14 protein-coding genes and 4 pseudogenes are annotated in these 20,808 nt (G+C 55.1%); 11 read left to right on the top strand and 7 right to left on the bottom strand.

Going from position 1 to position 20,808, the window contains the following annotated elements:
- A pseudogene (locus BUB54_RS21285) lies at positions 1–317 on the top strand (IS630 family transposase); the annotation flags it as partial.
- Here BUB54_RS21285 and BUB54_RS17810 read toward each other — a convergent pair.
- The 4 genes from BUB54_RS17810 to BUB54_RS17795 all read right to left on the bottom strand — a co-directional run bounded on the left by BUB54_RS17810 (position 271) and on the right by BUB54_RS17795 (position 4,974).
- Complete coding sequence (locus tag BUB54_RS17810; RefSeq protein WP_244890801.1) at positions 271–924, bottom strand: ion channel; 654 nt, start codon at positions 922–924, stop codon at positions 271–273. The pseudogene BUB54_RS21285 and the gene BUB54_RS17810 overlap by 47 nt on opposite strands.
- A gap of 7 nt (positions 925–931) precedes the next feature.
- Positions 932–3,280, bottom strand: a complete 2,349-nt coding sequence (locus tag BUB54_RS17805; RefSeq protein WP_199444762.1) for an FAD-dependent oxidoreductase — start codon at positions 3,278–3,280, stop codon at positions 932–934.
- Between the two features lie 149 nt (positions 3,281–3,429).
- Positions 3,430–4,215, bottom strand: a complete 786-nt coding sequence (locus BUB54_RS17800; RefSeq protein ID WP_048880584.1) for a 3-hydroxybutyrate dehydrogenase — start codon at positions 4,213–4,215, stop codon at positions 3,430–3,432.
- A gap of 15 nt (positions 4,216–4,230) precedes the next feature.
- Complete coding sequence (locus BUB54_RS17795; RefSeq protein WP_048880585.1) at positions 4,231–4,974, bottom strand: acetoacetate decarboxylase; 744 nt, start codon at positions 4,972–4,974, stop codon at positions 4,231–4,233.
- Between the two features lie 367 nt (positions 4,975–5,341).
- Between BUB54_RS17795 and BUB54_RS20495 the strand changes: the two genes are divergently transcribed.
- From BUB54_RS20495 to BUB54_RS17770, 7 genes and pseudogenes are all read left to right on the top strand, one after another.
- Entirely contained in the window at positions 5,342–5,509 is a 168-nt protein-coding gene (locus BUB54_RS20495) for a hypothetical protein (RefSeq protein WP_175556546.1), read from the top strand.
- A 29-nt stretch (positions 5,510–5,538) separates the two neighbouring features.
- Positions 5,539–5,793, top strand: a pseudogene (locus tag BUB54_RS20490) (transposase); the annotation flags it as partial.
- 231 nt (positions 5,794–6,024) lie between these two features.
- Positions 6,025–7,392, top strand: a complete 1,368-nt coding sequence (locus tag BUB54_RS17785; RefSeq protein WP_048880594.1) for an IS110 family RNA-guided transposase — start codon at positions 6,025–6,027, stop codon at positions 7,390–7,392.
- Between the two features lie 12 nt (positions 7,393–7,404).
- Positions 7,405–8,340, top strand: a pseudogene (locus BUB54_RS17780) (IS3 family transposase); the annotation flags it as partial.
- 364 nt (positions 8,341–8,704) lie between these two features.
- Positions 8,705–8,902: a hypothetical protein gene (locus BUB54_RS21000; protein WP_158320201.1), complete on the top strand. Its 198-nt coding sequence runs from the start codon at positions 8,705–8,707 to the stop codon at positions 8,900–8,902.
- A gap of 277 nt (positions 8,903–9,179) precedes the next feature.
- Positions 9,180–9,941, top strand: a complete 762-nt coding sequence (locus tag BUB54_RS17775; RefSeq protein ID WP_048880587.1) for an efflux RND transporter periplasmic adaptor subunit — start codon at positions 9,180–9,182, stop codon at positions 9,939–9,941.
- The gene (locus BUB54_RS17770) at positions 9,938–13,027 is read left to right on the top strand and encodes an efflux RND transporter permease subunit (protein ID WP_048880588.1); all 3,090 of its coding nucleotides are present in this window, start codon (positions 9,938–9,940) and stop codon (positions 13,025–13,027) included. Before BUB54_RS17775 ends, BUB54_RS17770 begins: the two co-directional genes overlap by 4 nt.
- A 203-nt stretch (positions 13,028–13,230) precedes the next feature.
- Here BUB54_RS17770 and BUB54_RS17765 read toward each other — a convergent pair.
- Positions 13,231–13,824, bottom strand: a pseudogene (locus tag BUB54_RS17765) (IS21 family transposase); the annotation flags it as partial.
- Between the two features lie 33 nt (positions 13,825–13,857).
- On the opposite strand from BUB54_RS17765, the gene BUB54_RS17760 reads away from it, so the two are divergent.
- The 3 genes from BUB54_RS17760 to BUB54_RS17750 all read left to right on the top strand — a co-directional run bounded on the left by BUB54_RS17760 (position 13,858) and on the right by BUB54_RS17750 (position 18,260).
- A complete protein-coding gene (locus BUB54_RS17760) occupies positions 13,858–14,190 on the top strand; it encodes a hypothetical protein (RefSeq protein ID WP_048880590.1) in 333 nt (110 codons plus the stop codon).
- Between the two features lie 393 nt (positions 14,191–14,583).
- Positions 14,584–17,199, top strand: a complete 2,616-nt coding sequence (locus BUB54_RS17755) for an EAL domain-containing protein (RefSeq protein ID WP_217652543.1) — start codon at positions 14,584–14,586, stop codon at positions 17,197–17,199.
- A gap of 161 nt (positions 17,200–17,360) precedes the next feature.
- On the top strand, positions 17,361–18,260 hold the full coding sequence (locus BUB54_RS17750) for an EamA family transporter (protein WP_048880591.1): 900 nt from the start codon (positions 17,361–17,363) through the stop codon (positions 18,258–18,260).
- Between the two features lie 54 nt (positions 18,261–18,314).
- Here the strand turns inward: BUB54_RS17750 and BUB54_RS17745 are convergent, their stop codons facing one another.
- Positions 18,315–19,832: an RNA-guided endonuclease InsQ/TnpB family protein gene (locus BUB54_RS17745; protein ID WP_073211981.1), complete on the bottom strand. Its 1,518-nt coding sequence runs from the start codon at positions 19,830–19,832 to the stop codon at positions 18,315–18,317.
- A 38-nt stretch (positions 19,833–19,870) separates the two neighbouring features.
- On the bottom strand, positions 19,871–20,808 hold a 938-nt coding region (locus BUB54_RS17740; protein WP_073211980.1), incomplete at its 5' end, for an IS1595 family transposase.

The following is a 20,808-nucleotide window of genomic DNA, read 5'->3' as shown; positions in this document are numbered from 1 at the left end:
CAAAGCTGATCCGCAACTGGTTCGTCAAGCGGCCACGCTGGCATGTTCACTACACACCCACCTCAGCGTCTTGGATCAATCAGGTCGAACGTTTCTTCGCTTTGTTGACAGATCGAGCCATCAGACGCGGCGTGTTCCGCTCCGTCGCAGAACTCGAGCGCGCCATCACAGCCTATATCGATACCAACAATGCCAATCCAAAGCCGTTCAGATGGACCAAGAGCGCCGACGATATCCTCGCCTCAATTCAACGCTTCTGCCTGCGGTCCCTCACAAAAATGCCCAAAATGAAGACAAATTCCGAATCAGGACACTAGCTGGGCACATCATCCCGTCTTCGCTATGCATCAAGGCTCGGTCGCTGAACATAACTTGCGGCTTGGGGCGGGAAAATCTTGCGAAGACCAAGCCCGTCGCGACCGCATTCAGCATCATGCCGACCAGCAATTCGAAGGACACAATAACATGCGCCATCGGGCCGGTTGGCGCCATGGCGCCATACCCGACGGTTGAAAGAGTCTGGACGCTGAAGAAGAATAGATCCCAGAATGCGCTAGGCTGTACGCCACCAATCTGCCCAGGTGTCATCATATAAAGCGAAGCAAAACAGACATTGATCGCAATATAGAGAAAGAGTGAAGACCATAAGAAGGTGGACCAGCGTACGGTCAGAGCATGATGATAAAGGTCAGACCACATGCGGTCGACCAGGCCGACGCGGACAATATTGTCGTGCCCGCGATCTTCCAGCCGGTGATGCCGAAATTTCTTCACTATAGTGTGATGCGAGCGTGTTGAGGATTGAGTATCCTTGCCGCCTGCGCGTTGCGCAGCCATGTCTGGTCGATTTGGAAGCTTGGCAGCTCTTCTGAAGAGCTGCCGAAGCTCCCGCAAAATACGTACGCCAAAATTAGAGGATGACATTTATAAGTTAGATAAAAGGCTTTTCGTGCCTGGCGGAAAAAGACTTGGTCCGCCGAGAGGTGCGCGGAACTGGTATTGCCACGGCTTCACCTTGCAGTGTCTTCTTCACAAGCTGATAGCCTTGTTCTTGGTTCGCGCGGATCGAAATGTCGGAAAAATCATAGTCGCGCGAGGATGGCTCCCCATCCCGCCCTTGCCGAATGAAGCGTGTGATTGTTGTCGCGGCGCCGTCACCCATCAGTTCGATGTAGAGAGGCCGCTGCTTGATCTTTCCTCTGGTCGTGGGGTCGACATAATCGAGGATGCGGTCGACCATTTCACGGTAGTTTGCCGACAGTTCCCGGAGGCGGAGATCATTCCGAACTCTTTCCGAGTAAACGATCTCGTCACGCCTTGCCATGACTTCCATCAAATTCGTCGGAAGCGGCCTTTGCCCTACATAGAGGTCAACGATAAAGACACGCTTTCCATCCGGGCCGCAGCGGTCTATCACAATGTCAAGCGGCGAATTGCTGATGATGCCGCCATCCCAATAAGCTTGACCATTGATCTCAGCCCATGGGAAGCCCGGCGGTAGGCTGCCGCTGGCCAGAATATGGTCCGGGGTCATGTCGTCGGCATAGCTATCGAATATTTCCAGCGCCCCGGAGGCCACATTCACAGCGCCGACAAGCAGCCGGACCGGGCTGTTTTTTAGCTGCGGGAAATCAACATATCTCGCGATAAGTTCGCGCATCGGTGACACGTCATACAGGCTGGTCCAGTCGCCCGGCTGCTCAAACAGTGACGTCATGGACGGCATCCAGCGCGGCTTGAAGAATTTAGGCACGCCGAATGTCAGAATTTGCATGGAGGTGACAGTACGGGCCGCCTCCTCGCTCATCAATGGCAGAGGAGAGACCACGGCAAGCTCTGACCAGAATGATTCGAGCGCCTGCGTGGCATTGCGTGGATTGCCGGCGATAATCGCTCCATTCAATGCGCCGATTGATATGCCCGCCACGATATCGGGATAGATTTTTTCTTCCTCCATCGCCTTCACAACGCCGCATTCAAAAGCCCCCATGGCGCCCCCGCCTTGGAGAACCAGCACCGTTTGGGCGGGAATTTTGTCGAGCGTGAAGCTCGGGTCGCAGAGCTTTTTCTTTTCGTCTTTCAGATTGACGCGGTGGCGGATGAGCCCTTCGATGCTTCTGGTTTCCTCAACCGGCCGGCCAACCGAGAGCAGCGCGCGGGGAATATCGTCCTTTAAGTAGAAAAGAGCCAGTGATTTGTCTTCGAGAGAGCCGCGGATAATATGCTCGTCGGATTCAGCCGGCTCTCCCAGCATGCTGAAGCTGATATCACCCACATCGCAGTAGAAATAGGAGACTTCGTCATAACGCAGCCTACGCCCAAGCATGTTTCTGGCCGCCAACCGGCCTTGCTTGATGGCGTTGTCCCAATGCTCGATATGCCGGCGATGGCCAAAAACCGGGTCCACAAAGTTGGTTACGTCTCCGGCGGCATACACATCGGGTAGACTCGTCTGCAGATGGTCGTCGACGGCGATATGGCCCGTTTCCGTAAGCTCAATTCCGCTGTCGGCAAGGAAAGACGTAACAGGCGTCGCGCCGACATTCACCATCAACAGGTCACATGGAACATGCTTCCCGGAGGATGTCTCGATCTCGGTTATCCGGCCGGTCCCATGGATTGCGGTGATATTTTCAGAGAACAGAAATGTCGCCCCAAGCTCTTCGGCATGTTTACGGAAATAATCCGAGACATGGCTTGATTCGACATGCGCCAGAACAAGGTCGCGCTGTTCGATAATTGTTACCTCTAGGCCAAGCTCAAGAAGCGTCATGGCGATTTCCATGCCCTGGAAACCCGCGCCGACGACCACCGCATGCTTCGCGCCGCCGGTGATTTCTACTTTCACGGCGGTACAGTCTGCCTTGCTGCGCAGATAATAGACGCCTGAGAGTTCCGCGCCCGGCACATCCAGTCGCCTCCATTGGGAACCTGTAGCGATCAGCAGGCGATTATAACGATATTGCTTGCCATTCGCCGCCAGGACGATCCGGCGTTTCGCGTCGATATCTTCAGCTTCGGTTCCCAGGGTAAGTTGAATCTTCCGTTCCTGATAGAAGCTTTCCGGATGGATCAGGACTTGTTCATCGGTCGCGATTCCCAGCAGCAGCTGCTTCGACAGGGCGGGGCGATAATATGGTGCGCTATTCTCGGCGGACAGGATCGTAATGGAGCAATTGGCATCTTCAAGGCGGATCATTGCCGCGGCTGTTATCGCAGCGCCGCCTCCACCAATGATGAGATGATCAACATCGATAATGTCCATGATGATTTCTTTCATTTTAATGCCGGCATGCAAGGTCAATTTTGCCACAAAAAACAGCGTGCAACGAATCAGTGGAGGGCCTGTTTGGCGTGGCGTCGCCAACTATGTTGCGCTGGGGCTGGAGGGATGCCGATGCACCCGCTCCAGCCTTCTGTCGCTGCGGTTTAGTGCGACACCCAGCCGCCATCGATCGAGATCGGGGTGCCGGTAATGGTGGCGGCCCCGTCCGAGCTGAGGAACACGGCCAAGGCGCCGATTTCCTCCGGCGTGGAGAATTTCAGCATCGGCTGTGTCTCCTGGAGCATCTTCTTCTTCTCCGTTTCAACATCCGTGCCGGCTTCCTTGGCGCGGTCCTGCAGCTGCCGCTCAACCAGTGGCGTCAGCACCCAGCCGGGGCAGATGGCGTTCACGGTGATGCCGTCATTGGCCGTCTCAATCGCGGCGACCTTGGTGGCCCCCACCACGCCATGCTTGGCCGCCACATAGGCTACCTTGTGCGGGCTGGCGACCAGACCATGCGCGGAGGCGATGTTGATGATCCGGCCCCATTGCTTCTTCTTCATCGCCGGAATCGCCGCCTTCATGCCGTAAAACACGGCGGAGAGATTGATGGCGATGATCGCTTCCCATTTGGCTTCGGGAAACTCCTCAACCGGCGCGGTAAACTGAATCCCCGCGTTATTCACAAGAATATCGATACTGCCGAGCGCATCCTGGGTCTTTTGCACAAGCGCCGCGACCTTATCAGGCTTGCTGAGATCGGCCCCGTCATAAGCCACCTTTACGGAGAATTCCGCTTCCAGATCCGTACGGAGTTTCTCAATCTCGCCCGCATCGCCAAATCCATTCAGCATGACGCTCGCCCCTTCAGCCGCCAGAGCGCGGGCGATGCCCAGGCCAATGCCGCTGGTGGAGCCGGTAACGAGAGCTGCTTTGCCTTTAAGTGACATATTTGATGACCCTTGTTACTTCGATTCAGTCAGATAGTCGTGCAATACCTTGCCATAGGGCAGCGTCAGATCGGCCTTCAGATGCGAGGCGCCCAGGATTTTGCGGACGGGCAGATCGGCCACGCGGCAATTAACGTGCGGGATCAAATGCAGCCGCGCATCGCCGCAATATGCGAATTTGAGATCAATTTCTTTAAGGTGATAGCCCACCAGCTGAGCGATTTTTGGGGTGCCGTCAACGTCAGGAATCCATTTGAGATTGACGTTGAGCTTCTCCATGCCTTGGACCACGCTGGCGGGGTCTATTTCTTTTTGTTTGTAAGTCATGGTCCCCATGGCCACCCGCTCACCGTCATAATGCAGTGTGCCGGTAAGGGTTTCTTGAACTGTTTTCAGGCGTGGAAGACCATATTTCTTAGGAAAACCCCAAATTTCACGCCCGCCGCTTGTCGGTGATTCGTCATCCAGATACATCATGACACTATAATTACACGGTGTGCCGTTATAGAGGGCGGAGATGCCGCAGCCGCTCTCTTCATAGTCGCCAAAGCCAGTGGAATCCGGCATTTTTATCCATTCGTAGAAAACGCGATTTCCGTCTGGCACCAACGGTTCAGGAAGCAAGGCCCGTAAGGCGTCCGGGTCCGTTTCATAGTAAATCAGTAGATATTCTCTATTAAAAAACCGAAATGGTCCTTTCGGGTAGCTGGGCGAGGCAAGTGGCATCGAAGTCGCGGCAAGAATTTCATCACGCGTCATACAAGTGCTCCTGTAAGGTCGGCGCCGGTGTTATAGTAATAGAATTTGCCAAATTCATATAACGTAATCGCATGGGACCCTCGCGTTGATTACTCCTATGCGAAAACCGCAGGGTCAGTGACGGGCTGCTTTCTGGCTTTGTCAAGAGAAGGGGATAAGGGAAGCAAGGCTATTCCATAAAAATAGGCGACTGCCGTTGGTCTTCCGTTTGGTGAGAACACCGGAAATAAAATGGGCCATGGAACAGCCTAGATGCCGTAATGGGCTGGCTGCCTGGTTCTAGGCGTAAAGGTGGCTGTCCCTCAGAGTGATGTTGTGTCGAACAGGGTTGGAATGGGTCTGCCCTGAACATCATGGAGGAACAGCCATGGAGTATTATGTTGGAATTGATGTTTCGCTGACAGAGAGCCGCGTATGCGTGGTTGACGGCAAAGGGACGATCGTCCGGGAAGCGAAGGCCCTGAGCGAGCCCGAAGCGCTCTGCGACCTGATCTCTGGGCTTGGGCTGCTGCCGGTTTTGTGGACACGAGGATAAGATCGTGACGCAAGAACCGGAGGGCGAATATGGCGAAGCGGAAATTTGGAGCTGAGTTCAAAACTGAGGCTGTCAAGCTGGTTACGGAGCGGGGCGTATCGGTTGCCCAGGCGGCGCGTGACCTTGACCTGGCAGAGAGCGTGTTGCGCCGCTGGAAGCGTGAACTTGCGGCGGCGCCTGCGACGGCATTCCCGGGCCATGGCCAGCAGCGGGCCGATCAGGCTGAGATCGCGGCCCTCAAGAAGGAGGTCGCCAAGCTCAAGGCGGAGCGTGACATCCTAAAAAACACGTCGATGACCCTTGCCCGCCTGGGTGCGGTAGAAACGGACCGTGGTATCGTTCCGCAAGGAGGGTAGCGGCCGTCAGCTTATTGGAGGCACAGTCCCCGTAAAAAAACGTGGTCCATGGGTGCATGCGAACTTGAGAGTGGTGACACCGTCTCGGCGGTGATCCCGATTAGGAAAATGATTGATTGGCATAGCCCAGACCCTCCCCAACGACTGATGGAGGATTTTATGCCCAACACAAAGACCAGTAACCGTCCAGAATTGAAGATAGTCAATATTGGCGCTGCGGCGATCGACATTGGGTCGAAGATGCATATGGCCGCTGTGAACCCTGCATGTGCCGACACGCCGGTGCGGGCTTTTGGCACGTTTACTCAAGATCTGCATGATTTGGCCGATTGGTTCAAAGCATGTGGAGTGACCAGCGTCGCGATGGAATCCACCGGCGTATATTGGATTCCGGTCTACGAGATCCTTGAGCAACGCGGATTTGACGTCATCTTAGTCAATGTGCGCTATGCCAAGAACGTCCCTGGGCGCAAAACGGATGTCAATGACGCGTCTTGGCTGTGCCAACTTCATTCTTATGGGCTGTTACGAGGCAGCTTTCGGCCAGACGCCGAGATTGCAACACTACGTGCTTATCTGCGGCAAAGGGAGCGGCTGGTCGAATACGCTGCGGCTCATACTCAGCATATGCAGAAGGCATTGATGGAAATGAACCTGCAGCTCCATCATGTGGTTTCTGATATTACTGGTGCAACCGGCATGCAGATTATCCGTGCAATGGTCGCGGGCGAGCGCGATCCGGATGTGTTGGCGAGTTATCGTGACGTGCGTTGCCATTCTTCCACCGAGACCCTCCGCGCCGCGTTGGTAGGCAATGACCGTGACGAACATGTCTTCGCATTGGCGCAGGCATTGGAACTCTACGATACCTATCAGGCAATGATGTTGGCTTGTGACGGCAAGCTGCAGGCCGTTATTGCGACCCTTTCCCAGAAATCTGGTCAGTCTGAAGCGAAACTGCCGAAGGCGCGCGTGAGGACCAAACAGGTCAACGCACCGTGTTTCGACGTTCGGGCCGCTTTGTTCGGTCTCCTTGGCATTGACTTAACCCAGATCCACGGGTTGGGGCCGGCGCTTGCGCTAAAACTGGTCGGTGAATGTGGCACAGATCTGAAGGCTTGGCCCACTGCTAAACACTTCACCTCATGGCTCTGCTTGGCGCCGGGCAACAAGATCTCCGGCGGTAAGGTACTCTCCTCAAGGACACGGAGGTCTTCCAGCAGGGCCGCAGCGCTATTGCGTCTGGCAGCCACAACGATCGGGCGGAGTGACACCGCATTGGGCGCATTCTACCGTCGGCTCTCCTCGCGAGCCGGTAAGGCAAAGGCCGTGACCGCAACTGCGCGCAAGATTGCCGTACTGTTCTACAATGCCCTCAGACACGGCATGAACTACCATGATCCGGGCGCCGATCGGTATGAGGCGCAATATCGTAGCCGCGTCGTCGCCAACCTACAACGGCGGGCAAAATCGCTCGGCTTTGTTCTGCAAGCCACTCCGATCGAAGTGGAAGTGGGTGTTTCTTAGGAAGGCTGCGGCATTCTTCGCGAGAGAGTCGACGTGAAGTTCGCCTTCATCGTGAAGCACCGGCATATCTGGCCGGTCAGTTGGATGTGCAATGCTCTTGAGGTATCGCGTTCCGGCTTCCATGCTTGGCTCAACCGGCCAGCCTGTGAACGGGCTGTGCACGATGAGAAACTGGCATCGGTGATCGGCGCGAGCTTCAAGGCCAGTGACAGAACCTATGGTGCGCGCCGCGTGTGGCGTGATGTGCTCGAAGAGGGCCTGGCCTGCGGCCTGCACCGGGTTGAGCGGCTGATGCGCGAGAACGGCTTCCGGGCCCGTCCGAAGTGCCGGGCCAGACCGAAGGACGAGGGCGAGCGTGCCGTGATCGCGGATAATATCCTTGATCGGGCGTTTTCCGCCGCCCGGCCAAACCAGAAATGGCTCGCCGATTTCACCTATATTTGGACTGCCGAAGGCTGGCTGTACGTGGCCGTGGTCCTTGACCTCTTCTCCCGGCGCATTGTCGGTTGGTCTATGAAGGCGGAGCGCGATGCGGTGCTGGTCATGGATGCGTTGATGATGGCCGTCTGGCGCCGCGGCAAGGCCGATGCGCTGCTCCATCATTCGGATCAGGGCTCGCCCAATATACCAGCGAGCAATTCCAACGTCTGTTGGCAGACAACGGTATCACCTGCTCCATGAGCCGGGCCGGCAATGTCTGGGACAATTCGGCAATGGAGAGCTTTTTTTCATCGCTCAAAACCGAGCGCACCGCCGCCAAAACCTACCGCACCCGTGACCAGGCCAGGGCGGATGTGTTCGACTATATCGAGCGTTTCTACAATCCACGGCGCAGGCATTCGAAATTGGGCGGAGCAGCCAAGGTTCCACCGGTGCTAAGCACCGGTGGAATGCTGCGGAGGGTATGTCAGCCCCATGGAGTTCGAGGACAAGGCCGTGTTAGCTTAACCTGCTGACCACCAAACCGGCAGCAGCCCACTTCGCAATTATATAGGTAAAGGAGTGCTCTTTCACCTACTCAGTAAGCTCTATCAACGCATCAGTGCATCATTACTACCAACATCAGCTTCGCCGAGTGGTCACACCTCATCAGATCGCGGCCTAAAAGGCGTAGGACTTGGGGCTGTGGATCTCCCTCGTGAGTTAGATCATCGAGTTACATCGTGGACGAAGATTGCGAGCAACGGTTGTAGGCTCCTGCGGTAAGTGCATCATTCTCGACGGATGGGAGCTGAAAATGATAAAATTATCATACTCTCGTCGGGGAAAAAGCATTTTCACTTACTATAACACCTACCTAGAGGTGCTATTCATGATCGATTCCGGAGTCTTTTGCGGCGTAGCTGATTTCCTCGCCCCGTCCTCATGCTACCTGAGTGATAAGCGCGAGCTCATTCCTAGGACTTTTTCGGGTAAATATTTTGAGTTTGGTTACCCTGCCGGGACATTTGTTACTCTTCGCGCCACTGAGAATAAATCAAAATCTTCGGTTAAAAAATATGAATTTTAGTCAGAGCCGCCTTGGAATTAGCGCATTCCTACTTACCGGTCTCATATTTGTAGTGGTAAGCAGTCTTGCATATGGTCGAAATGGGCACGGTGCTGTGCATCCGGGTTTGCCGTCAATTTCCGTAAATACCGCGCCTATATGCTCACTGCCTGTACCTATCGTGGTGCACGCACTCGGCATTGTAAACAGTCTTGGCCAAACCACTCTGACAGCCACTATAACTGGCAAGATTCAAGGGCCGTTTGACACAGAAGGAGCGGTGGCTGCAGGAGCTATTGTGGCCCACAATGTTTCCCCTGCACTGCAAGCCCAACTTGCCTCGGCCCGCGCACAACTAAAATACGCGAATATCGCTTTGAAAAGAACTTTAGCATTAGCTCACGAAAAGTTACAAACGGATTTAGATGTCGCGTTAGCACAGCGTAATCAGGCCCAGGCCGAGAGCAGCTTGGTCACAATACAACAACAAGCCAATGAGCAAGTAATGCGAGCGCCATTTGCCGGTACCCTGCATTATCTTGTTGCGCCGGGAACGGTCGTCTACCGAGGTACACCGGTGGCTACTATAAATGGCCGCGCAGTGCCTTGGGTCGATATTAAAGTCTCGCCTGCCACTTCGCATGACATAAAGCTCGATGAAGAAGCCGAGGTTTCTGATGGGACATGGCATGGTATGGGCCATGTGTTGTCGATCGGGAAAAACGCTCGCTCATGGGGTTTGATACAAATTCGTATCAAGCTGCCTGTCGGCAGTCCTTTGATCCCTGGGGAATGGGCGCGCGTAAAATTAATCCAGGACGGCGCTCCTGCGACAACCGTTCCCAGGACTGCACTTATTATGCATGGCGGGAAAGCCGTCGTGTTTATCATCACCCAGCATCACGCCAAAGAGGTTCCGGTGCAAATCCTGGCTGATACCCAAAAGAAGGTGTGGGTAAAAGGTCCTCTGAAAGCAAGCGAAAGAATTGCAATTTCTGGAGTAACTCGGCTGAAGAATGATAGCCGAGTTGTCATGGCCACAGCGCAGGACAACAAATGATGTTGCGCTATCTGGCGAATTTATGGACCAATCGGTTCTCTGTTGTCTTGCTTGTGCTCCTTGTGTTGGGTGCTGGAGGCGCGATGCTGTCGCGCTTGCCCAAATCGATCTTTCCGGATGTCTCCTTCCCGAAGGTAACGGTCCTTGTTACAGATGCCCAGCAACCCGTTAAACTCATGCTGTTACAGGTCACGCGCCCCCTTGAACTGGCCGCGCAAGGTGAACCTGGCGTCCGTCTTGTTCGATCGCAGACCGGCAATGGTCTCTCCAAGCTGCATGTCTATTTTACAAAAAGTGTTGATCCGCAACTTGCGTATTTATTGCTACAGGCGCGCTTATCGCATGTGCCATTGCCGCCAGGTGCGCATATGGCGGTTAAGCTACAGACACCCAATATTTATCCTTTCGCTGAATATGCACTCGTATCTAACACCTTAAACAGCGCCGAAATGCAGTCGACGTTTGCCTTTCAGGTTCGACCGGCGCTGGTCAGCATCCATGGCGTTTATACTGTTTCGGGCACAGGTCGCGGGTGGCCGGAGGTGGACGTTGACCTCTCGCCTCGCCGTCTCGTGCAACATGGGCTAATGGCAACACAGGTGATGGCATCATTGGAGGCCGCGCAAGGCCCGTTTTTCTCAGGAGTATTGAAAGCTTATCACCAGCAATTTATTGTTAGCACCACACCGAGGCCGGTGAATGCAACCGACCTCGCCGCACTTACGTTGCCGTTGGGGCCAAAGGGGCCGGATGGTAAGCGCGTTCCAATATCGCTTGGTTCATTAGGTAAGGTCTACACCTCCCCTCCGCCCTTACTGGTAGAGGCTGCCGTTCATGGGTGGCAGCATGCGCTGGTCGTCGATATCGCACCACAGGAAGGTGTAAACCAAGTGGCGCTGGGTCGGGCCGTACGAAATAAAATCGCGACACTGCAAGCCCAGCTACCCCCTCACATGCATCTGGTGCGTGTATATGATCTCAGTCGGGTGATCGGCACCAGCTTGAGAGATGTTTGGGCAGCCTTGATTCTTGGAAGCATCATCGCCTGGCTCATAGTACTTCTCTTCCTGCGGCGCTGGAGCGCAGCCTTGGCCACATTATTGGTGGTTCCGCTAGCCATCTCTGCAACATTTTTGATTATGCACCTACTTGGGCTTGGTTTGAATGTCATGACTTTAGGTGGTCTCACTGCGGCCATTGGCGCACTTGTTGACCACGCAATCGTTGTGATGGAGCGCGGGCTGGAGGTTAATGGAGCCACAAGAGCTGAACGGCGCCAACAGGCTTTGGCTGCTGTGGGGCGCATTCTAGTACCGATGAGTCTGGCAACAATCACCGCTTCACTCGTGTTCCTCCCATTAATCCTATTGTCTGGAACTATCGGCTTATTATTCAGGCAGATGGCAATCACCATCGTCGTAGCACTCGTTACCTCGCAGCTTGTTGCGCTCGTGGTTACACCTGTCTTCGCGATTTGGCTGGGTGGCGGGAAAAAGAACGCGGCAGCGCATAATTTTGGAAACCTGTTGCGCCATTGGTATTTGCGCCATTTGATCTCCAGCATGCGGCGACCTTGGCGAGTTATACCAGTCTTCCTGATTTTAGTTGTGGCAGGTTCTGCGGCCTACCGATCATTGCCAACGGCCTTTCTCCCACCATGGGATGAAGGCGTTGTCTCGGTACCTTATCGTACCCCCGTCGGAAGCACCGTAGCGGAAACAATGCGTGCTGGCCAACTGCTGATGAGCATCGCCCAAAGTGACCCAGCTGTGGCGCGAACCTCCCTCCTCGTTGGGCGCAGCTTTGGATATCCCCGCTCGACCCCTAACAAGGGTGCGTTGGCCATTGTACTCAAGCGTCACCGCACTATCAGCACCGAAGCTGTTATGGCTCAGTTGGAAAAAGAATTCCGTGCTGCGGACCCAGCGTTGATCGCTGTCAGTCAATCGCAAGTGATGGTAAACCGTCTTGGGGATTTGTCTGGTTCGCATGCGCCGCTAGAGGTTTTCCTGTTCGGGCCATCACAGATGGCTTTGCTGCATGCTGGCGCTAAGCTAGCCACTGCCTTCCGCCAGTCTGGTAAGTTCGGAACGGTTATTTTCAAGTCGGCCTCGGCAGGCCCCGAACTAGCGGTACAGCCACGCCATAGGATTGGCCTCTATGGGTTGACTCCGGCTGACGTCGCACGGGATTTGCGGCTGCGCTTGTGGGGCGAGCGAGCGGGCTATTTATTGAACGGACAGCAAATCATGCCGATCCGCGTTCGGCTTCAGGCTGCGTCGCCGACTCCGCAAAACTTAGCCATGACTCCACTTCCACTGCCCGCACGCATTCTGCCGGATGGCAAGGTAGAACCGCCAGCTTATGTCGACCTCGGCAGTCTGGCACATATTGCGTTGCACAGCGTAGTGCCCTTCGCAACGCATCAAGCTCTCGTGCCTGATTCATATCTCTGGATTCATCCATTGCCGGGGGAAGGCTTATCAGCCGCCGCTGCCGCTGCCCAGCAATTGATCGCTCATACGCATCTCCCCAGTGGCACTACAGTCATGTTAGGCGGATATTATTCTCAACAAAAGCAGAGCTTTATACAAATGGAGCTGGTGCTGGCTGCAACCCTCCTCACACTCCTGGTCTTGTTCGGATTTCAATTCAACGGGCAGAGTAAGGCGCTGGCGGCCATTATAGCGATAGCCGCTGCTTCGCCTGGGGCGTTGGCGGCGCTGGTGGTCACCAGAATGGACCTAGATAGCACAGCTTTTCTTGGCGTGCTGTTGGTTTTTGCGATTGCCGTCAATAATGTCATCCTCATCTTCTCGGCCGGCGCGCATCCAGGTACTCGCCATGGTCCAGCGCAGATTGCGTGGGCCGCAGGTACTAGATTACGGCCAATTCTTATGACCATGCTGGCTGATATCGGTGGTTTTCTGCCACTCGCTATTGGGGTTGGGCGCGGTACAGAACTGCTTCAGCCCATGGCTGTCGCGGTGATGGGTGGTCTCGCGCTAACCACGGTGAGCTCGTTATGGATGGCACCAGTGCTTTATGCCACGTTCAATCGTCTTCGTCGGGCTGTAGACGAATAAGCGGAAAACATACTTCCTACACTTAATCGCTGAACACACAGTCGACTGGATAACCTGTAGCTGTTTGTGTCTCTGCGAGAGAGCAGCCAGACCGCAGGACGGCAATGGCAGTTTTTACTCCAAACCCGCCATTCCGCTCCCGTGGACGCAATACCATTAATCACATTCACTAGCTGAGCTGTAATCCGCAAAAACTTTATGTCATCGAATGGGGCACCGCCCAAAGCCCATAAGGCATTCTGCAGCCCTTCGGCGAGAGCGACATAACTCTCCCCGCCCAGGATGACATGGGCATGTTCGAAGCCCGACCAGATCAGCCGGAAATGATACAAGGGATGGTCGAGGGGCTGCCCGGCAACAAGGACGCCGAGATCACCCATGTCGGTGAAATCCGACAAACCGAGCCGGCCCGGCTCGTGATGCTGGCGGAAGATCACCTCCTGCTCGGGACCATAGACCGCCCGCCAGGCGCGAATGCGCCGTTCCATGGTCCGCCGGATGCCCGGATCAAGATCGGGATGACGGCGGCGCATCTCCTCAAACACCGCCACCGGCCGCAAGCCCGGTGCCGCCTTGAGTAACGGCACGATCTCGCTGTCGAAAATATCGGCCAGCGGGTCGGGCCGGCGCCGTTCGCGGGTATTGCCACGCTGCGAGGGCAACACCGGATCCGCCGCGATCCGATAGCCCGTCGCCATACTGAACCCGGCCTTCGCGGCCGCCACCGGAACGCTGTGGGTTTGTCGAAGTCTCATGAATAACCTCATCTGATGATCGTTGACATGGCAACCGGGCACCCACGGCATCTCCCTTAAGTCCTGGAAATGCACATGAATATCCGGCTGGCCCCGACCATCGGCGCCCCACTGCCAAGGGGGCGCCGGCGGTTGCCGCACCGTCTCCGAGCTTCGGGCTACGCCCTCTGCCATGCGACGGCGCGGCAACCGCCGCTTCTCATCCTGATTGATGCCGCACTCTCATCTTGTCTCTCGCGCGGCGTGCCGGAGCCGAATTTGTGGAGCCGAATAAGGCATATCAAAAATGCTGTGGATACGTCGATTACGAGCATCCATGCGGCCATGAAGCATGTTCTATTCAACCTAGCAGGCGTGGCGGCGGATGAAAGGAGCTACAGGGCTACTCGTGGAAGGGAAGAGGAATGATATGATAATATCTGAGCCGAGTGGCTGGCTTAGCTGCCGGTGTTCGTTACGTCGAGCTTCAATGCTGGTCGGTAGGTTACTCGACTTTGTTGAGTAAGCATTAAGCTTTACTGTATTGATTGCTTAGCCGCGTGAATCGGAAGAAACTCGATGATTGCTAAGAACTGCTGCCGCAAAACCAATGGGAACTGATTGCATAATACAGACTGACGGCGGCATGAAGCGGTACTGGTTTCCTGGAGCCATTCAGATTCAGGAGAAAAATGCTCCGCTATTTATCCCGGCAATGTGCGGTACGCCGACCATGGCCTACTTTAGGCACCACATAGAGGCAATCGAGACGATATGTTTTTAGAGTTGATCAAGGCAGCGGCTTTCCTCCTGGCCCTCAGTATGCTGCAGGGTCTCATCGCCCGCCTGCTTCGACCAAGGTTTCGTCGTCTTTCTGAGGCCGCGTCAGGATTAGTCTTTGGCGTTATATGCATTTTCGGGATGATGGACCCCATTCACTTTCTACCGGGTATCTTTTTTGATCCACGTTCTGTAGTCCTCAGTATGGCTGGCCTTTTCGGAGGCACTCTAGCCGCGGCGATCGCCGCACTGGTGGCGGGTAGTTATCGGGTCTGGCTTGGGGGCAGTGGCGCACCCATTGGCGTCTCAACCATCATTGTCAGCACTCTTTTTGGATTGTTGTTTCGATATGCAAATAAAAAAAGGCTGGTGGCGATCAACGTTGTCTCGCTTTTGGTATTCGGCCTACTTCTGCATGTCGTCGAGGTGCTAATGTTTACACAACTCCCGGACATTACGGCGCTTCAGGTCATGAAAAAACTAGCTCTTCCGCTACTCCTGACCTTCACCCCCGCTACCGCGATCCTCGGCTTGATGCTCAAGGATGCAGACCAACGGCTCAAGACCGAAGAGGACCTGCAAGCTAGTGAAACCCGGCTTTCGCTGCATCTGCAAAACACCCCACTTGCGGGGGTGACTTGGGATCCCGATTTCTACTGTGTGCAATGGAACCGGGCGGCCGAACGAATCTTTGGTTATACCCGCGAAGAGGCTCTCGGACAGCGCGCCACAGATCTAATCGTCCCCGAATGGCTGAAACCGCAAACCGATAACGTGTTCCGGAGCTTGCTGGTTCAGAAAGACGGACAACGCAATACGACTGAAAATGTTACTAAGGATGGACGAGTGATTATTTGCGACTGGTACAGCACGCCGATAATTGATTCGCGAGGAAAGACACTCGGAGTGATCTCATTGGCTGATGACATTACCGAACTCAAGCAAGCAACCCGAGAACTCGAATTTAAAAATCTTATGCTTACTACCCAGCAGGAGTCGTCAGTTGACGGGATTTTGTCTGTCGATAGAGAGAATAAAATTATTTCTATAAATAGGAGAATGTTAGAAATATGGAGTTTACCAGGAGATCTTCGTGATTTAGTCGAGGTTGAACAACTGCTAAAGAGCGCAACAACTAAAGTGGCTAACCCCGCTGCTTTCTTGTCTAGGGTCAACTATCTCTATCAGCATTACGAGGAAATTTCGAATGACGAAGTTACGATGCTCGATGGTCGAACTCTGGAATGCCATTCTTCTCCGATGTTTGGTAATAACCATGAATATTACGGCCGGCTCTGGATGTTCAGGGACATCACAGCTCGCAAGCGGTCGGAAGAGATTATCTGGAAACAAGCCAATTTTGATAGCCTGACTGGCCTCGCAAACCGCCAGCTGCTGCATGATCGATTAGAGCAAGAGATCCAGAAGGCGCATCGTGTCGGCACGAAAGTTGCCCTTCTTTATATCGATCTCGACGAATTCAAACATGTCAACGACACACTAGGACATGATGTTGGTGACCACCTTCTGATAGACGCGGCTAAACGCATTAATAAGTATATACGTGAGGCAGATACCGTAGCTCGTCAGGGGGGCGATGAATTCATTATTGTTATGGGCGATCTGACAGACGTGGACGATATAAGTCGTACGGCAGATGAAATATTAGAGCAGCTCTCTCTACCATTCCATCTCGGCGCAGAAAAGGCATATGTATCTGCCAGCATGGGTATTACTTTCTATCCAGACGATGCTCTCCGTGCCGAGGATCTTATGCGGAATGCAGACCAGGCGATGTATGCCGCTAAAGCCAGGGGCCGCAATTGCTATCAATATTTCACTCCATCTATGCAAGAACATGCTGTGACCCGGATGCAGTTGGTGCGAGATATGAAAAGCGCCATAAACCCTGCCAATAGTGGACAGTTTCAATTATATTATCAGCCTATTATAGACCTTCGCGACGGCTCTGTGACCAAGGCGGAGGCATTGATACGCTGGTATCACCCAGAGCGTGGCTTCATACCACTAAATGAGTTCATTAAATTGGCAGAAGAAACACGAATTATCATCGATATCGGCGACTGGGTATTCCGGGAGGCTACCCTACAATGCGCAAATTGGCGTGATCGATTTGGTGACGATTTTCAAATATCAATCAACACATCACCAGTTCAGTATCATAGCGAGCACTTCAGGGTCAGTCGGTGGCTTGACTATATGCATACAATAAACTTGCCTGGAAAGGCGGTTGTTGTTGAAATCACAGAGGGTTTGCTCATGGAAACGACAGGTAAAGTAACAAGCGAACTACTCGAATTTCGTGATGCTGGTGTGCAGGTATCACTTGATGATTTTGGCACGGGATATTCCTCTTTGGCCTACCTCAAAAAATTCGATATAGATTATTTAAAAATCGATCAGTCGTTCGTCAGGGAGCTGGAGAATGGTTCAGACGACATGGCACTTTGCGAGGCTATTATCGTAATGGCCCATAAGTTGGGGATCAAGGTCGTCGCTGAAGGGGTCGAAACTGAGGAGCAGAAAAGGCTGCTTATGGCCGCCAGTTGCGACTATGCACAGGGCTATCATTTTGCCCGCCCTCTGCCTGCTAGAGATTTTGAGGCACTGCTTACTCGTCGGCTCGTTGGCGTGTAAAAGGTAGCCATCTCGTTGTGCCGTCACCTCTTCGAATGGCGTTTGCCTAAGTAGCATCCCTAGCGAAAGGAAGCTTTGCGCGCGCGGGCATTCTCATCCGGTATGGCGTCGGCATAATTATCAGGTGGCGAAGCGCAAGTCGCTTCAATAAGGAAAGCTGGATGCAACACACCACACTGAACTTGCGGCATGGTCTTCTTGCATTGGCGGTTATGGCCGTCTGGGGCAGCAATTTCGTAGTCATCCGGTTCGGGCTGGACCAATTTCCTCCCTTTCTGTTCGCCGGGTTGCGCTTCACCCTTGCCGCTGTGCCCGGCATTATGCTGCTTCCCCGGCCAGATGTAACCTGGCGCAACCTTGCGGCTTATGGGCTACTGATCGGAGCCGGACAATTCGGACTGCTGTTTCTGGCAATGGATGGCCATGTTTCCCCCGGATTGGCCTCGCTGGTCATCCAGGTTCAGGTATTCTTCACGATCTTTCTTGCAATGGCCAGAAGCGGCGAGCGGCTGCGGCGCTTCCAGATCCTCGCCTGCCTGCTGGCGGTTGCGGGCATTGTGGTGATCGCTGCGCATGTCAACCGCCACACGACGCCGCTAGGCTTGGTTTTGGTGCTGCTTGCCGCCGGCTGCTGGGCCTCCGGCAATATCGTCGCGCGTGAAGGCCGACCGGATAATTTTCTGGCTTACGTGGTTTGGGGTAGTCTGTTCTCAGCACCGCCCTTGCTCGTTCTCTCACTGCTAGTGGACGGCCCGGTAGCGATCTGCCACGCCTTAAGTCATGCCTCGCTTGGAGGCTGGGGTGCTTTGGTGTGGCAGTCTCTCGGGAATAGCTGGTTTGGCTATGCGAGTTGGGGATTTTTGCTGGCACGCTACCCCTCCGCAACCGTAGCGCCGATGGCGCTGCTTGTACCGGTCTTCGGTATGGGTACTGCGGTGCTGTGGCTCGGCGAGCCCATGCCTCTATGGAAGCTCGCGGCGGCGGCGCTAGTACTCCTGGGCCTCTCAGTGAGCGTGTTCTATCCGCGCCTACGTCGGGGTTGGCTAACCGCCGCCCCGTAACCGGGTTGTCTCGTAAGACGAGTGGCCATTTATCGATGAGCGAAAAGGGCACTATCAAGTTGACATAGCAAGCACCATATCTGGTGCTGTTGTCTGACCTGACATCCGGACCGAGATCGGCTTCCCGCCACCGAAGTACGGGTTGGACAATCGCGGGTCGGCGGTGGAACCCTTCCCACCGGATCGGGTGCTATGCACCCTTCGTTCACCGAGTTGGCGCACCAATTCGGTGAGGACTGACGCCTTCGACTGGAACACGGAGCCGATAGACAGCGCACGGCGCTGTCCGATGTTCCGTGCCGCATTGACATCGGCATGCAGGGTTGAGCCGCACCACAGACACCGAAAGGTGCTCTGTGAGCGGCGATTTCGTTTGTCCACGTAACCGCAGCACGAGCAGGTCTGCGACGTGTAGGCAGGATTAACTTCTTGCGAAGTGATTCCGAAGCGGTCATGGAAGTCGGCCAGTTTGGCCTTGATGACTGAGCGACCGCAGTTCTGGATGATGCGGTTCAGCCGTCGCGATAGCGTCGGGTTCTGGAAATTTAGCCGTTCGAGAACGAGAGCCGCAGGGCGCTTGGCGGCGACGAGGGCGTTGAGCACGCGTCCCACCTCCGTCCTGATCCAGCCACGAAGGGACGCAACGGCTTTTCGATAGCGGGCGCTGTCGCGTGGCTTGCGTCCGTGCCGCTGCTGGCCGCGAGCTATTCGTGTGATGCGCTGGTCGTAACCGTGCAGCGCATCGAGCCAGCCCTTCCCAAGCAGCGCGCCGTCATCGGTGGCGAACAGCGTGGAAAGACCGAAATCCAGCGCCATGACCTCGCGCTCTGGCTGGTAAGCGTTCCGACTGGCCTCGCAGTCTTCACCGATGTCGGAGACAACGCCGAACGACAGAGCGCTGCTCTCCCGGTCTTCGGTGACGAGCACGCCATTGCACAAGCGACCGCCGCGCTGTTCGTGCCGGTCGTAGGTCAGCAGCGGGACGGCGATCTTCCTGCCTTTGGTCATGGTGGACATGTTGATCCACCAACCAATTCGTTCGTTTTGACTTGCCTTGATAGGGTCTTCCAGACATGCAGCGCGCTGATCCAGCCGCATCGAAATACGACGCATGTCAGGACGCCGATGCTTTCTCATGACGTGCCGCATGATGGAGCGCGCTAGATGCCGGATAGCACCCGGCACAATCTCGCCCGTTTCCTTCATCGCGATTTCATGCCGCGAAAACCAAGCGCCAAGCCGATTGATGAGATGTAGCATGTGCTTCGTATCAGGATCGAGTGTGCTTCGCGTCACCACATCACGGAAATCGTTGGCTCGATTGCTTAACCACGAATCAAGCTGCCCTACGACCTGATACCGGCACATCTGCACCCGGTTTGCCGCGCCGATCACCGCCGCAAATGTCGTCTTGTCCTTGTCATGGTTCTTGTTGAAGCGGCCCGTCTCGAAGAACAGCCGCCATTGCTCACTCGCCAGCATGACCGCTCCGCGCCGATAGGCCGCAAGAACAGCGCGAACCTGCGCTTCCTTCGCCGCCGTCATGTTCGACGGCAAAAGGTCTGTGCGCATGACTGGACGAGGTCCGGCGGTCGGCTGCCTCCGTGCCATCAAGCCGCTTTCCCGGTCAGGAACGCATACGACAACAGCCGACCTTCTCCATTGCGGATCATCCGGGTCATTCGGTCGAGACAGGAATCAGCCTTCCGGTTCCATCGGAATGTTGCCTCTCCGGTATAGCGTCCGAGATGCTTCACCGAAATCGAGTGGAACACGCCAGTCACGGCCCGACGCATGAAACCATTGAACGACTCAACCCGGTTGACGTGGACACGATGGCCCGTTGCCTCATCAGTGCGTGCGTATTCGCGGGCAGAATGGTTGACTGCCAGATGAACCTGCGCCTTGCCAATGTGCTTGTAGGCCGGAAGGCCATCCGTCATCACCGTGGCGTTGCCATCAATAACCCCTTCCAAAGCCGAAGCAATCGCCTCTTTTCCGTGCGTCGGGATCACCCTCGCAATCACATCGCCACCGCGCTTCGCGGCCACCAGTACGAGCGGTCGCTTTGTGCCGCGTCCTTTGCGATTTGCCGGAGGCACATCGTCATCGTCGTGATAGCGAGATGATTTCGCCTGCTTTCGAGGCGGCGCACCGGCATACATCTCGTCCAGTTCCACAACGCCTGCGAGGATGGGATTGGTCTCGGCCATCATGGCCCGCACGCGATGCCCGAGATGCCATGCCGATGGATACGAAATGCCAAGCATCTCGCCCAGTTTCACAGCGGAAATACCTTTCGACGAGGACACGATCAGGTAAATGGCATGTGCCCATGTCAGAAGCGGCAAATGTGTCCGATGCATCGGCGTTCCCACGGTGACGCTGAACTGGTGGCGGCAGCCCATGCAGTTCCAACGCCGTGGCGTCTTGAGCCAAGCCGAGTGGTTGACAGACCCGCATTTCGGGCACTCGGGACCATGCGGCCAGCGCGCTTTCTCGAACCACGCCCGCGCTGCGTCCTCGTCGGGGAACATCTCGTTGAAGG

Source organism: Acidocella aminolytica 101 = DSM 11237 (assembly GCF_900129125.1).
GTDB lineage: Bacteria > Pseudomonadota > Alphaproteobacteria > Acetobacterales > Acetobacteraceae > Acidocella > Acidocella aminolytica.
Note: the sequence above shows the minus strand (reverse complement) of the source record. Positions and strands in the feature narration are given on the sequence as shown.